Genomic DNA, 14,638 nt, shown 5'->3' on the forward strand with positions numbered 1-14,638 from the left:
AAAAAGGGCGGGTCCGAAAACCCGCCCTTTCCTGTTCTTGTTGTCTAATCAAATAATTAGAAGCTCAAACGGACGCTCGCGCTGTAACGACGACCCAGCGGATCGTACGTCGACGGGTAGATGTTACCCGAGTTGAACGCGGTCGTACCAATGTTCGAACCAACGATGGTTGGCTTGTTGTCGAAGACATTGGTCGCGGTGAGCGTGAAGAGAAGGTTCTCCATCACATCCCACTGGAACGTCAGGTCAAAGTAGCTTTCCGAAGGAATGCTGCGGAACTCTTCTTGGACGATACAGCCGCCTGGGTCCGCACCGAGTGGATCAGGGCAACCATCTGGATCAGCCTCAGCAGCGTCGAGTTCTGCCTGGAACTGAAGCGGCTCGTAATCAACGCCGCTCAGGAAACGCCAACGCAGTGACAACGAGTAGTCATCAAAGAAGTTGAGCGTTGTACGCTGGTTGAAGACGAACTCAGGCTGGATTTCACCAGCTGAGTTACCGCAGTTCACAGAGTAGAAACCTACGCAATCACGAACAACAGAGTTCGGGTCACCAGCAATCGCCTGGAACGTGTTCGAATTCGTCCACGTACCTTCGAAGTTGAGGTTCAACGAAATGTTGTCGGTGAGCTCAGTGCCGTAGTTCAAACGAACGTCGATACCGTCGGTTTCGATCACACCCAGGTTGGTGAGATTCTGGATAAGACCTGGAACTTCGTTCACAGCACCCGCGATTTCACCAGTGGTCGAGCTACGCACAACCAGTTGACAGAATTCGTTGGTGTTGAAGTCCAGATTTCCGCTCTGATAACAGCCACCGATGATGTCACCGATAGCTGGTGAGCCGATTGCGTCTTCAATCGAGATGTTGAAGTAATCAACCGTGAACGTCAGACCAGGCAGGAAGTCTGGCTGTGCGATGAAGCCAAGCGTCCAGGTTTCAGCCTGCTCAGTGTCGAGCTGCAAGTTACCACCAGTAGTGGTGTTGATTTGACCAGCTGGTGGCTGGTTAATCAAACCGGCATTGACGATCGCAGCTGGTGCGCCTTGAGCGATACAGACAGCGGCAAGAGCCGGGTCTGCTGTCGGGGCGTTACCTGCACATGGATCAAGGGCAAGGTTGTCCAGACCGGTGATGACCGGGAAGAACAACTCACCAATGTTCGGTGCACGCGCCGCGCGCTGGAAGTTACCGCGGATCGAGAAGCCTGGTACAGGCTCCCAAGTCGCGCCGACTTTCCAGGTGAACTCGTTGCTTGAAAGCTCGTAGTTCGAGTAACGAGCGCCAAGATCGAGGGTCAGCTGCTCTGCGAAGGAAGCACCTTCGACAATCGGAATGATAAGTTCGCCGTATACGTCGAACACGTCATAAGAACCGTCGAAGTTCGGGTCAGCGGCACCGCCACCAACAACCTGACCAGACTGCGATGCTTCATCAGCAAACTGGCTGGTGGTGAACTCACGATATTCCGCACCAACGGCAAAGTTCACTGGAGTTTCTGCGAACAGGGTGATCGGCAGATCGCCAAAGACTGTACCCTGAACAGTGCCGATCGATGAAGTATCGATAACTTGCTGTGTCAGGTTGAAGGCAAAGTCTTGCGACGCTTGCGAACCAAGGTCACCAGCAGGGCCGAACAGATCAACAGGAGCACAACCCGAAGACGGATCGATACACACTGCGCCGCCAGATCCATCTGGAATTGCGAGCAATGCCTGTTGCAGGCGGCTCAGACGAGCAAAGCCCGACTGACGCTGAATACGCTCGGATTCGCCGTAGGTGGCGAACAGATCATATTCGATGCTGTCGGTGATGTTTCCGCGAGCACCAACCACGATGTTGAAAAGAGTGGTGGTGAAGTCAGAATCACGCGTGCCGATTTCGACCGTACGACGACGAATTTGTGTGCCGAACTGGACGTAATCGGGGTTTTGCGAGCCGTCAGCCAAAGTAGGGCCGAACTGGGTGTTACGAGCAGCGGTGAATTCCGCAGCAGACAGGCCCAGAGCATCGCCAAAGCGCTGAGCGATTGCGTCAGGCAGAAGTGGGTTGTTGAGGTTCAACTGGTAGGTGTTGAAGAACGAACCACCAGGAGCAATGATTGTCGAAACGGTCTGCTTCGAGAACACTGCCTGCGAGTAGAGTTCGACGTTGTCGTTGATCTCATAGTTCGCAGCACCGTAGATGTTGTAACGCTCAAACGGTGTCTGGAAGATGTTGAACGGGTTGAAGTTGAACGGGCCTGCGCCGCTGTTCACACCTGGTGTGATGTCCGTACCGTCATTGTTGATCTGGCCGGTCACTGTACCGAAAGGCTCACCAGCGAAGCTTGTGCCTGCAGGGCAGTTTGCTTCGTCCGGGAATACCATCATGTCACAGACGGTGGCCGGGTTGGTCGGGCCGGTGAACACGAAGTTGCCAGGTACCGAGTTGGACGAACCGCCGGGGTTGCCCGAGAACGAGCTCACGTTGAAGACGGAGAAGTCACGGTCGCCCTGAAATACGGCTGACTGATCCTGATAGCCGATGCTGAGAACAGCGTTACCGCGGCCATCATCGAAGTTTGCGCCGAGGGTCAATTCCGCACGGAAAAGCTCGCCGTCGCCTTCTTCGGTGATCTGGCTGGTGAAGTCAGCCTGAACGCCTGCGAAGTCTTTCTTGGTGATGAAGTTGACAACACCAGACACAGCATCAGCACCGTAAGTGGTGGTAGCACCACCGGTCAGGATGTCGGTCCGCTCAATGATTGCGAGCGGGATGTTGTTCAAGTCAACGCGGCCAGTTTCGTCAGCAGGGACAAAACGACGACCGTCGAGAAGGACGAGGTTACGGACCGAGCCGATACCACGCAGGTTGACGAATGATGCACCGCCGTTGCCGTTGTTAACCTGGGCGCCGATGCTGGAAACAGCGCCGGGAAGTTCGCGGAGGAACTGTTCAGCGACGTTGGTCTGACGCAGTGTCAGTTCTTCTTCGCCAACAGCTGCAACCGGGCTGGAAAGCAGCAGGTTGGGGTCAGTGACGCGTGAACCCGTCACGATGATGCCTTCGGAGCTGACCGATGCTTCTTCTTCCTCGGTCACGTCCGCATCCTGAGCGAAAGACGGCGTAGCTGCGAGCGCGAGGCCTACAGCAACCGACCCAACGCTCAGTCGCAATTGTGTGGTCTTTTTCATTGGTAATGTACCCTTGTTATGGTGATCAGACGGTCGCCCGCCTGACGCATACGTGGCGAAATTTCGCAACTTTGCCCTAAGACACCCCTGCAAAATCCCGCCTGGTTTGGGACAATTTTCGATGAAAATCAGGGCGTTAAGCACCCAAAATCGCATCAAATCTTTGCCTCTGACCCTGAAATGGCCAATTTAGGTGGGCAAGGAAACCCAAGTGGCGCCAATTTTGGAAAATCGGATAACCGTGTAGCGTCGGTGCAACACTGTAAACTGTCAGTAATCTGAAACGACGCTTTTGCTGCGCTTTCGCGGTGGGAGAGTGATGCAAAGTTACCGAGTTGTTAAATCGATCTGCAAAAAAGTGCCGCCCATTTTGATGTGAAAACTCCCCGAAATCTGACGGGCCAAGACCAATTTTGTGTCATTTAAGTCGCATAACTAACGACATCAAAGGCCGTCGTTATGCGGCCCTGGCTGTTTTCCGCCGTAAATGGAGTGGTGCCATGGTAAAGCGTAGAGGGGAAAAGGGCGAGGTGTCCCTCAACTGGTTTCAGCGTTCGAACCGGTTTGAGATCCAATCCCAAATCGGCTGGCGGACGGCCCAGCTCAAGCCATCCTTGCTTCGCCCTATCGTCTTCAATTGCCTCAGGAACGGCGCAATACAGCGCACTCGAAATGATACCACTGGGATGAATGTGAGACGCGTGATGATCGCCTTTGGCTGAAGCGCGCGATGAGCCGCCAGCCAATCGGACCGACCACGACCCGGCAAGTGTCCATCGACTATCTCTATGTCTGAGCAAAGGGTGCGCGCCGTCTGCTAACGGCAATTCACGTCGGTACTCTTCCAGTGTGGTCCGGATTGCCTCTTGTAACTCTGCAAACACCTGCTCCTTACGATGGAAAAGAACGCCTCGTGTTTGAGTGCCTCCACGCAAGGACTGGCTGAGAGGCATGGCGCTGCTTTTGTGCAGTGTTCGCAGCATGTCGGTTGCTTCTTCAAGCAGACCCACGCGAGCTTTGAGAGGGCGCAACTGCACCAGCCCCGTCTGCTCGTGTAGCCATTCAGCGCGATCATCTGTTGTCTTTCGCCAGATGATCGAGAGCAACGCCCATGCGGCGATGCTCCACGGAGCTTGGGCAAGTACGCGTTCGAGCAGAGCCTGCGCGCTCGACCAATCGCTTGCCCTTACGCGGTGGCGTGCTTCTTGTATCAAGCGTGCCGGTCGGTCGTCTTTCAAGTCCGCAAAGATCGTTTCTGCGCGATCCCATTGCCCTGAAGCGCTCGCATTTGCTGCCTCAAGCAGGGCAAAATGCGGCTCATTCGGGAAACGCTGCCTTGCCTCATGAGCCACATCAGCTGCCGCGCCAGCATAATCCAGCCCCGCAAGCGCATCGACATGGGTCGCAGGAATATTGGGATCCTGCGGAATGCGCTTGGCAGCAATCCGAAAATCCTGCGCAAAATCATCCTCGTTCGAGGCAATCCTCAATCCGGCCAGGAATTCCAGTGCCGCGATAAATCCGGGCGCCTGTTCGCATATCTGTCTGGCGATGATCTGTGCGCCTTTGGCATCGCCTGCGACGTCCAGCGCCTGCGCTTTTCCGAGCCAGAGATCGGCGTTTCTGGGGTCTGCTTTGAGTGCTCTATCGAACCAATTCAGAGCATCGGCCTCGCCTCGCGCCAGGGCGAGGCGAGCCCTGCCATGAAGGGCGGCTGGATGGCGAGGATGGGCTGCCAGAACACCGTCAAACTCGCGCGCTGCTTCTGCCACGTCGCCTGATTTGCGCTTTGCATTTGCGCTGCGAACCATCGCGTCCCACTCGGCGATTTGGCTGTCAGAGGCGGGATTGGACATTGCGGGCGAGACTCTTTGGCAAGGCGTTGGGCCCGCGTGCCGTAGCGTGACGCGGCGCGCACGGCCAGAACATCATTTTGAGCGGTTGATTCCCGCTTCGCGCTCCCATAGTCAGTGGCCAAACAAAACGTTTACGTAAACGGGAAGGAACCTCTCACAATGACTACAGCCTATATCGTTGATGCCGTTCGCACCGCAGGCGGCAGACGGGGAGGGCGCCTTGCCGGCGTGCATCCGGTGGACCTGTTGGCGAAGAGCCTCGATGCGGTCGTGGATCGCAGCGGCATTGATCCTAATGCAATCGACGATGTGGTGACCGGCTGCGTCAGCCAGGCTGGTGAACAGGCCATGCAAGTCGGGCGCATGGGCGTCCTCGCATCAAAGCTTCCGCAATCCACTCCGGCTGTGACGATTGATCGGCAGTGCGGTTCATCCCAGCAAGCGATCCAGTTCGCAGCGCAAGCCGTGATGAGCGGAACGCAGGATGTTGTGATCGCCAGCGGCGTTGAGAGCATGACGCGCGTGCCGATGGGATCGAACGCGACGCTGCACATGAAGGAAGGGCTTGGCCACTACAAATCACCCGGCCTTGAAGAGAAGTTTCCCGGCATTCAGTTCAGCCAGTTCATGGGCGCTGAGATGATCGCCAAAAAGCACGGCATGACGAAGGATGAGCTCGATCAGTTTGCTCTCGAAAGCCATAAGAAAGCGATTGCCGCGACCGAAGCGGGCGCGTTCGAAAACGAAATCGTGCCCATTCAGATCGAAACGCCTGAAGGCGAAGACACGCACACGGTCGATGAAGGCATCCGGTTTGATGCCACACTTGAAGGGATTGCGGGCGTAAAGCTGATCGATCCCAACGGCATGGTCACCGCTGCATCAGCCAGCCAGATTTGCGATGGATCATCGGCTGTTCTGGTCGTGTCGGAAGAGGCTCTGAAACGCCACAATCTGACCCCGATGGCGCGCATCCACAATCTGACCGTTACCGCGGGCGATCCGGTCATCATGCTCGAAGAACCACTGTTCGCAACGGACAAGGCGCTCGAGAGGGCAGGCATGAAAATGGCCGACATTGACCTCTATGAAGTCAACGAAGCCTTTGCTCCGGTCCCACTCGCATGGTTGAAGCACACTGGTGCTGATCCTGAAAAGCTGAACGTTCATGGCGGCGCAATCGCGCTCGGCCACCCGCTGGGTGCTTCGGGTACGAAACTCATGGCGACGCTTGTCCACGCCCTTAAACGGCACGACAAGAAATATGGCCTCCAGACCATGTGCGAAGGCGGCGGCGTCGCCAACGTCACCATTGTTGAAAGCGTTTAAGAATACTCACGATCCAAGAGGAACACTGTAATGGAAGTATCTGCAAATACCCCCGCCGTCGTTACCGGCGGAGCCTCCGGTCTCGGCGCGGCCACTGCGCGCGCGATTGCTGCCAAAGGCGCCAAAGTCGCGATCTTCGACATGAACGAGGAAAAGGGCAACGCGATGGCCGAAGAGCTCGGCGGCGTGTTCTGCAAAGTGAACGTCACCAGCGATGATGAAGTCGATGCAGGCTTTGCCAAGGCCCGTGAAGCACACGGGCAAGAGCGCATCCTCGTTAATTGTGCAGGCATCGGCAATGCGATCAAAACCGCCAGCCGCGACAAGCAAACGGGCGAGATCAAGCACTTCCCGATCAGCGCTTTTGACTTTGTCATTCAGGTCAACCTGATCGGCACATTCCGCTGCATTGCCAAATCAGCCGCTGGCATGATGAGCCTTGACCCGTTGAACGATGAAGGCGCACGCGGCGCGATCGTCAACACGGCCTCGGTTGCGGCAGAAGACGGCCAAATGGGCCAAGCTGCGTATTCGGCGTCGAAAGGCGGCGTTGTCGGCATGACGCTTCCCATCGCGCGCGACCTGATGCGCGAAGGCATCCGCGTAAACACGATCCTTCCCGGCATTTTCAACACCCCGCTGATGAATGCAGCCCCGCCGCAAGTGAAAGAAGCGCTTGCCGCATCGGTCCCATTCCCCAAGCGTTTGGGTAACCCGGAAGAATACGCGAAGCTTGCAATGTGCATGATCGAAACCGGATACTTCAACGGCGAAGACGTGCGGCTTGACGGCGCGATCCGGATGGCTCCGCGCTAAGACTGAAAAACCAAGTAGCAAAAGCCCCCGCTGTCATGGCGACAGCGGGGGCTTTTTGCATTCGGGGATAATATCAGAGGCCTTGGCCGCCTGAAATCTCGATGCGTTCGCCCGACATCCAACGCATGTCATTGGAAAGGATCGCGGCTACCGCGTCGCCAATTTCTTCGGGAAGGCCGGGGCGACCCAGCGCTGTCATTGCAGACACGTGCGCATTGACTTCTGGATTGTCGCGAACCGCGCCGCCGCCAAAATCGGTTTCAATCGCGCCGGGTGCAATCGTGTTCACTCGAATACCGCGAGCGCCCAATTCCTTCGCCGCGTAACGCGCCATGACTTCGATTGCGCCTTTCATTGCAGCATAGGCGCCGTACCCTGGCAGTGCGAAACGGGCCAGGCCGGACGAAACGAAGAGGACCCGGCCGCCATCGGTGATCAAAGGCAGCATGCTCTGCGTCAATGCAAGCGGCGCGCGGACATGCAAGCGGTACATAGCGTCCAGCCCCGAAAGATCAGTGTCAGCAAGCTGAGCATAGTGCGCTGCGCCCGCATTGTTGACGAGGCCGCCAAGCGTGTCGCTGCCCAATTCGGCAAGCGCCGCTTTCACTTCGCCAGCAAAACTATCGGTGTCGGTTGTCTCCGCATCGAAGGGTAGCATCACGACACGGCCGCCAAGCGCCTCGGCTTCCTTTGCGACATTTGCCGCTTCGTCTGCACTGCTTCTGTAGGTGCCGATCACATCGCGACCGCGGGACGCCAATGCGAGTGTCATTGCACGGCCAAGACCGCGGCTTGCACCAGTGATGAGGATGGGTTGGGTTGCGTTCGTCATCGTAATTCTCCTTGTGTGTGACCAGCCGCGCTGGCGATGCAGGAGATATGTAGCGATCATCTAAATGTCGGTAGACACATATTCTGCATTTGCTAATTGCGGAATATGCACGAAGATAGTCTCGATCAGATTTTCATCCGCGTCGTGGAGGCGGGAAGTCTGAGGTCGGTCGCGATGGAGCTTGGCATTGATCCGTCTTCCGTCAGCCGAAAGGTGAGCGCATTGGAAGATCGCCTGCAGGCCAAACTGCTTCGCCGATCAACAAAGCGTTCTGTCCCAACCGAGGCGGGGCGCAGGTATTACGAGGGTGTGCGAAGGCTGCTTGACGAGCGGCTCGCTCTTGAATCCGACGTGGCGGGTTTGATCGATGAACCTCGCGGCCGCTTGCGCATCGGTGCGTCGGTTGATTTTGGCGCTCGGTTTGTCGCGCCGGTGGTTGCGGGATTGCTGAACAGCGCGCCCGATCTCGACATTGAACTCGTGCTGGGAAGCAATTTTGAAAACCTGACCGAAGCTGGATTGGATGCAGTTGTCCGGATTGGGAGGCTGTCCGATTCCAGCTTGATCGCAAAGCGCATCGGGATTGTCCCCCGCGTGATTGTCGCTTCGGCGGAATATGGGGAGCGAAACGATCTGCCCCGCAGTCCTGAGCAACTCGCAAAACATCCGTTCGTTTTTTATCGCGGTGGTCAGCGCCGTCTGTCGATAGAACTTACCTGGAAGGACAAGCAGAAAACGATCGAAGTCACTGGCCGCGTCGCGGCGAACAGCGTGACGGCGATCCGGTCCTTGGTCTTGGGAGGTGCCGGCTTGCACCATGGACCGCTCTGGGCGTTTGAGGACGATATCGCAGATGGAAGGATGATCGCGGTTTTGCCCAAATGGGAATTGCACGCCTTCCCATTTTACGTGCTGTGGCCCCAATCAGATTTTTTGCCCGCCAAGGTTCGCGAATTTGCTGACCGCATGGCAAAAGCGGCTGCCAATGAACCGTCGCTTCGCTGATCCATCCCGCTTTTCCGGGGAGAAGCCCTGCTGATTAAATGACCTATGCCAATGCGTTCGAAATTCGGTATCAAAAGCGATGACAGGCTGGTTCCAACCGGTAATCCTCGCAGAGAGAAACGTGAGACCAAACAATGACTGACTACACCCAAATCCTCGTCGACAAGGCGAATGGCATCGCCACCATCACTCTCAATCGTCCGGAGAAAATGAACGCATACACCCGGACGATGGGTGCAGAGATCATCGCGGCGATGGATGATATCGATGCGGATGATGATGTTCGCGCGGTGATCTTTACCGGCGCGGGGGAGAAGGCATTTTGTGCTGGTGCGGATTTGACGCCAGAGGGCGGTGGGCAGGTTTTTTCTGACGCCGCGCAGGTCGATGATTTGTCCGATGAACGGGTCCGCGATGGGGGCGGTTTGCTCACCTTGCGGCTGTTTGAAAGCAAGAAGCCGCTCATTTCTGCGTGTAATGGCGTCGCTGTTGGAGTGGGCGCGACGATGCAGCTGGCGATGGATATTCGCCTCGCTGCGTCCCATGCGCGTTTCGGTTTTGTCTTCGCGCGGCGCGGGATCGTACCAGAGGCAGCGTCGAGCTGGTTCCTGCCTCGCATTGTCGGGATCAGCCAGGCACTCGAATGGTGTTATTCAGGGCGCGTGTTCGATGCGGAAGAAGCGAAAGCTGGCGGGTTGATCAAAGCCGTGCATCATCCCGAGGAGCTCATCTTCGCAGCCCAAACGCTCGCACGGGAGATCGCCGACAACACCTCTGCAATCTCCGTTGCGATGACGCGGGCGATGATGTGGCGTTTGATGAGCACCGATCACCCGATGGAAGCGCACAAGATCGATAGCCGGGCAATCTACAAATTGTCGCGCGGCAAAGATGCGCAGGAAGGCATTGCGAGCTTCCTTGAAAAGCGCAATCCGGTCTATCCCGGCAAAGTCAGCGAAGACATGCCAGATTTCTACCCCTGGTGGCCCGAAGCGAAATACGAATAAGCGAGATCCGAGTGAGCGACAGTTTGAACAAATCCGCATCCAAGCCGGAAAACGGGCAGCTTGAAGACTTCATGCCCTATCAGCTGTCGGTCACGTCAAACGCGGTTAGCGCCGTTATCGCAGAGCGTTACCGCAACCGATTTGCACTGAAGATCCCGGAATGGCGGATCATGGCGGTTCTGGGCAATCGCCATGAAACGCGGGTGGGGGTGACCCAGCGCGAGCTCACTGAAGTCACCTTGATGGATAAGGTCGCCGTCAATCGCGCTTGCAAAGTGTTGGAGGATCGCGGGCTTATTGAACGGCTTCCCAATGTGGAGGATGGCCGGTCGCATCTTTTGGCGCTTACCGCAGAGGGCAGGGGCATTCATCTTGAAGTGATGCCTTTGGCGCAAGCGATAGAGCGTGAATTGATGGCAGCGCTGGAACCCGATGAAAGGGAAGCATTCCGCGCCATGCTTGAACGGCTGCGACAACGAGCCGGGGCGCTCGCGCAAAACGGATAACGAAAAAGGGCCGGCGTTGATGCGCCGGCCCTTTTGTTTTTTGCGGTGTCGGTTGCTCGCTATTTGATGAGAGCATCCGAGATGTCACAGGCCGCCGGTCCAAGGATCACGATGAACAGGACGGGCAGAATGAACATGATCAGCGGAATGGTCATAATCGCAGGCAGACGCGCGGCTTTTTCTTCAGCGCGCATCATGCGCTCGTTCCGGAATTCAGCCGACAGGACGCGCAGGGCAGAAGCCAGCGGCGTACCATAGCGTTCGGTCTGGACCATGGTGGTCACCACGCCTTTAACCGCCTCGAGATCGACCCGGTAGGCAAGGTTGTCGAACGCCATTTTCCGTTCCGAAAGGAAGGATAGCTCAATCGCGGTAAGCGCGAATTCATCGCCCAATTCGGGGTACGCGCGGCCCAGTTCCTTTGCGACGCGGTTGAACGCGGCATCAACGGTAAGACCAGCCTCGGCACAGATCACGAGCAGATCGAGCGCGTCTGGAAGGCCGCGTTGAATTTCAAGCGTGCGCTTTGAAGCCTTGTTGCTGAGGTACAGCTCAGGGCCTTTGTATCCGAGGAAAACCAGAGCAGCGAAGCCGAACAGCTTCTTCATTGAGCCATCGCCGAATTCGAAGAAATCGACCCAGTAAAAGAGCACAAAGCCGATAAGGCCGAACACGATTGGCAGAATCGCGCGCAAACCGATGATGATGACCGCGAGTTCCTTATTGCGGAAACCGGCATGGGCCAGTTTTTGCTGAACTTCTTCGATCTGGCTCTGCTGGAGAACATTCATTTTCCCCAGGCTGTCTTTGACCTTGTCGGTCGTATCGGATTTGCGAACCAGGCTTGCGCGTTTCTTCGCAGAACTCGTCACGATGCCAGCTTTGAGCTGTTCGCGGCGTTCGTTCAGCGATTTGACGCGCTTTGCCATCGGGTCCTTGATCGTGACCGCAGCGTAAATCGCCATGACCACGGCAAAGGCCGCCAAACCGGCAAGGATGGTGCCGATAAGGATGACATCAAAGCCAAGAATTGTTGGGCCGGCTGGTTGTTCAAGCATGATATTCTAGCCCCGGCTCAAATTTCGAAACTGACCATTTTGGCCATGATGAAGACACCGATGCCCATCCAGACCAAGCCGCCAAGGCCGGCCACGATCAGGCGATCTTCGTAGAAGAATCCGCCGATGTAATCGGGATTGATCCAGTAGATCAGGCCAAACACGATGAAGGGGAGCGAGCCCACGATGTAGGCAGACGCCTTTGATTCAGAGCTCATCGCCTTGATCTTCAGCTTCATCTGCGAACGCTTGCGAAGCACGTCGGCAAGGTTCGACAGAGTCTCAGCCAGGTTACCACCTGTCTCGCGCTGAATGGCGAGCGTGATGCAGAAGAAGTTGAATTCAGGAATGCCGAGACGATCTGCGGTCTCCTGAAGCGAATCTTCCATTGTTTTACCGATCTTGATGCGCTCAACGATGCCTTTGAATTCGACGCCGACCGGGCCCGGAATTTCCTGTGCGACAACCGACAGGGTTTCCGTAACAGGCAGACCGGAGCGAAGGCCGCGAACAAGCAATTCAATGCCGTCGGGAAACTTCGAGTTGAACTGGTTCGTACGCTTGCCGATCATGAAGCCGACTACGAAGTGCGGGATCAGAGCGCCGAGAAACAGGCCAACACCAGCAGCAAGAAGCAGAGCGCCCGATTGGATAAAGATCAGCACGCCGAAGACGAGCGCGATGCCAAGCGATGTGTAGATGTACTGCGACACGGTCCAGGCTTTGCCTGTGCGATCCAGCCGCATGGCGAGTGCTTCAGTGCGCGAGCCAGATCCGGCAACCTGATAGGTTTTGGGCTTGCGCTGCGCGATCGCCTTTTTCAGCTGCGATTCCACTTTGGCATCGGTGCTGTCGGAGTGGCGATAATTGATCGCTTCCAAGCGGCGTTTCTGCGCTTTACCCGCGCCAGAACCGCTGACGAGCAGATAGCCGCCCACCAGGATGGCAAAGATCACAAGCGTGATGATCAGGGTCTCAAAGACGTCCATAATGAATTGTCCTGCCGTATCCCTATCGTTGGTTGGCTATGGGCAAAGCGCGACTGGCCCCACCCACGTTTGAGGATTGCGGCCACGTGCCTGCCGGCACGCGGCCACATCCCCTGTTCTTATTCAGCCGGTTCTTCGGCTTGCGACTTGTCTTTCTTTGCGAGGAGAGATTTGAAATCGAAGCCGCCGAGGAGGGATTTCTTCTCTTCGGTGATCGATTCCAGATCTTCTTCGCTGGCGCCCATGACGCGTTCCGCAAGCTGCTTGATCGTTGCAGATGCCTTGCTTGATGCGTTCGCTTCGACGAACACCTGGCCAAGCTTGGCTGCGTTCGATGCCGCTTTCACATCATAAGGAATGGCAAAGTCGATCTTGCGTTCGATCGATGCTTCGAAATCGGCTTTGCTGATTTCGGCAACGCTCGGCTGCACCTTGTTTGCAACGATCATCGGATGCGCATGGGCTGCATTGGCTTTGAGCCAGGACAGGATGCGGATCGTGTCGCGTGCAGATGCCAATGTGAGTTCGCAAGTCACAAGGACGAGGTTCACGTCAGCCAGCAGATGCGGGAAGTTGATCAGCATGTTGCGCGGCAGGTCGATAACGGTCATTTCGAAAGCCTGACGGAATTCTTCCTCAAGCTGCACGAATGCCGAACCATCGGTCATCAGCGGTTGGCTGATGGGCGCTTCGGCTGACAGGATCGACAGATTGTCGTTCGCACGGATCATAGCGCGTTCGATAAACAGGCCGTCGATACGGCTTGGGTTATCAATCGCGTCGGTAAGACCACGGCCGGGCTCAAGATCAAGCGCGAGCGCGCCAGTGCCAAAGTGCACGTCAAGATCGAGAAGGGCAGTGGGTGACTGGTGGTGATCACTGAACAGCCACGCAAGCGATGTCGCAAGCGTCGATGCGCCCACGCCGCCACGTGTGCCCACAACCGCGGTGGAGATGTGGCGTTTTACCGCTTCGCCTTCGCCTGACTTGGGCGAATTGAAAACGGCCAGAGCCTGATTTAGCGAATCGTGCACTTGCTGTGCCGACAATGGCTTCAGCAGGTAATCGTGGATGCCGCTCGAAAGCAGATCGCGATAGAGGCGCACGTCGTTGACCTGGCCAATCGCAATCACGACGGTGCCTGGTTCGCAAACTTCGGCCAAAGCGTTGATATCGTTGAGCGGATCGCCGCTCTCCGACAGGTCAACAACCAGAATGGCAGGGCTCGCGCTAACCGAAAGCGACTGCACCGCGTTGCGCAGGCCGCCTTTGTTGCACTTTTCCGGCTGCCAGCCCATTTCGATGACGACAGGGCGCAGAACGTCCAGCGCAGCATCGTCGCAGATATAGGCCGCGAACGGATCGCGATTGCCGGGAAGACCTGATTTCCATGGAGCATTCATGACTTAGTTTCCTCCGGCTTCTGCGTTTTGAAGGCCGCCCGAGCCAGTCGGTTCGGCTTCACGAAATGTGGTGATTGCTTTGTTCGAAGTGGCGACAAGCGTTTCGCTCGAACCCGTTTGACCTTCGAGCAAGTCTTCCGGGTTGGCGACCATCGCAGCAAGGTTGCTGTTGATGCCGCAGCCATAGCCGGGGCTGGTCGCGTTCGCGTAATTCATGTCTGACTTTGCAGACCAATCTGGGCAACCAGGGACCGATGCAGTCGAACGCGTGATGACGACGCGTGCAGCGCCTGGCTCAAGAAATCCAGACGTTGAAGGCGCAGTGGCATTCACGATCAGACCATAGCGGCCTGCAAGATCGTTGACCGCACTTGCCACCGCCGGGTTCTGGCCCGGGTCTTCGATGGTGATGCGATCACCATAACGAAGATCCATGGCTTCGAACCAACCGTTCAGACGTTGCTGTTCGGTGATTGGCAGACCCGAAGCGTTGGTACGCACGTCGAGAGTGAAATTGCTCCGCTCAACAACGGGCTGCTTTTCACTGTAAACCGTGGTGTTGGTCGGCATGCCGCCGCATCCAGCAAGACCCAGCGAAAGGGCGAGTGCGAGTGCGGGCGCTGCCGCAATTTTGTTTCTCTTTGTGTGAGACATCGTACTT

Annotated in this window: 12 protein-coding genes; 5 read left to right on the plus strand and 7 right to left on the minus strand. The window is 56.6% G+C overall.

From position 1 onward, the window contains the following. Positions 1-56: 56 nt before the first annotated feature. Together AUC45_RS13925 and AUC45_RS13930 are read right to left on the minus strand one after the other, a co-directional pair. A complete protein-coding gene (locus AUC45_RS13925; protein WP_067604036.1) occupies positions 57-3,176 on the minus strand; it encodes a TonB-dependent siderophore receptor in 3,120 nt (1,039 codons plus the stop codon). Positions 3,177-3,598: 422 nt separating this feature from the next. Beyond that, positions 3,599-5,032: a putative 2OG-Fe(II) oxygenase gene (locus AUC45_RS13930; RefSeq protein ID WP_067604038.1), complete on the minus strand. Its 1,434-nt coding sequence runs from the start codon at positions 5,030-5,032 to the stop codon at positions 3,599-3,601. Positions 5,033-5,191: 159 nt separating this feature from the next. On the opposite strand from AUC45_RS13930, the gene AUC45_RS13935 reads away from it, so the two are divergent. Beyond that, the gene (locus AUC45_RS13935) at positions 5,192-6,361 is read left to right on the plus strand and encodes an acetyl-CoA C-acetyltransferase (protein WP_067604040.1); all 1,170 of its coding nucleotides are present in this window, start codon (positions 5,192-5,194) and stop codon (positions 6,359-6,361) included. 30 nt (positions 6,362-6,391) lie between these two features. Further along, complete coding sequence (locus tag AUC45_RS13940; protein WP_067604042.1) at positions 6,392-7,177, plus strand: SDR family NAD(P)-dependent oxidoreductase; 786 nt, start codon at positions 6,392-6,394, stop codon at positions 7,175-7,177. A gap of 73 nt (positions 7,178-7,250) precedes the next feature. On the opposite strand, the gene AUC45_RS13945 is transcribed toward AUC45_RS13940, so the two are convergent. Further along, positions 7,251-8,009 carry an SDR family NAD(P)-dependent oxidoreductase gene (locus AUC45_RS13945; RefSeq protein WP_067604044.1) on the minus strand — a complete coding sequence of 253 codons (759 nt, stop codon included), beginning with the start codon at positions 8,007-8,009 and terminating at the stop codon, positions 7,251-7,253. A 105-nt stretch (positions 8,010-8,114) separates the two neighbouring features. Here AUC45_RS13945 and AUC45_RS13950 point away from each other — a divergent pair, with 105 nt between their 5' ends. The 3 genes from AUC45_RS13950 to AUC45_RS13960 all read left to right on the plus strand — a co-directional run bounded on the left by AUC45_RS13950 (position 8,115) and on the right by AUC45_RS13960 (position 10,527). Next, the gene (locus tag AUC45_RS13950) at positions 8,115-9,014 is read left to right on the plus strand and encodes a LysR family transcriptional regulator (protein ID WP_067604046.1); all 900 of its coding nucleotides are present in this window, start codon (positions 8,115-8,117) and stop codon (positions 9,012-9,014) included. 134 nt (positions 9,015-9,148) lie between these two features. Further along, positions 9,149-10,021, plus strand: a complete 873-nt coding sequence (locus AUC45_RS13955) for a crotonase/enoyl-CoA hydratase family protein (protein ID WP_067604047.1) — start codon at positions 9,149-9,151, stop codon at positions 10,019-10,021. 11 nt (positions 10,022-10,032) lie between these two features. Then, on the plus strand, positions 10,033-10,527 hold the full coding sequence (locus AUC45_RS13960) for a MarR family winged helix-turn-helix transcriptional regulator (protein ID WP_369815253.1): 495 nt from the start codon (positions 10,033-10,035) through the stop codon (positions 10,525-10,527). A 59-nt stretch (positions 10,528-10,586) separates the two neighbouring features. Here AUC45_RS13960 and AUC45_RS13965 read toward each other — a convergent pair whose 3' ends face one another. The 4 genes from AUC45_RS13965 to AUC45_RS13980 all read right to left on the minus strand — a co-directional run bounded on the left by AUC45_RS13965 (position 10,587) and on the right by AUC45_RS13980 (position 14,631). Then, the gene (locus AUC45_RS13965; RefSeq protein ID WP_067604049.1) at positions 10,587-11,585 is read right to left on the minus strand and encodes a type II secretion system F family protein; all 999 of its coding nucleotides are present in this window, start codon (positions 11,583-11,585) and stop codon (positions 10,587-10,589) included. A gap of 17 nt (positions 11,586-11,602) precedes the next feature. Next, entirely contained in the window at positions 11,603-12,574 is a 972-nt protein-coding gene (locus AUC45_RS13970; RefSeq protein WP_067604051.1) for a type II secretion system F family protein, read from the minus strand. A gap of 119 nt (positions 12,575-12,693) precedes the next feature. Further along, positions 12,694-13,977: a pilus assembly protein CpaE gene (locus tag AUC45_RS13975; protein WP_067604053.1), complete on the minus strand. Its 1,284-nt coding sequence runs from the start codon at positions 13,975-13,977 to the stop codon at positions 12,694-12,696. A 3-nt stretch (positions 13,978-13,980) separates the two neighbouring features. Next, complete coding sequence (locus tag AUC45_RS13980; protein ID WP_067604055.1) at positions 13,981-14,631, minus strand: CpaD family pilus assembly protein; 651 nt, start codon at positions 14,629-14,631, stop codon at positions 13,981-13,983. Between the last annotated feature and the right edge of the window lie 7 nt (positions 14,632-14,638).

Source organism: Erythrobacter sp. YT30 (assembly GCF_001542875.1).
Classification (GTDB): domain Bacteria; phylum Pseudomonadota; class Alphaproteobacteria; order Sphingomonadales; family Sphingomonadaceae; genus Erythrobacter.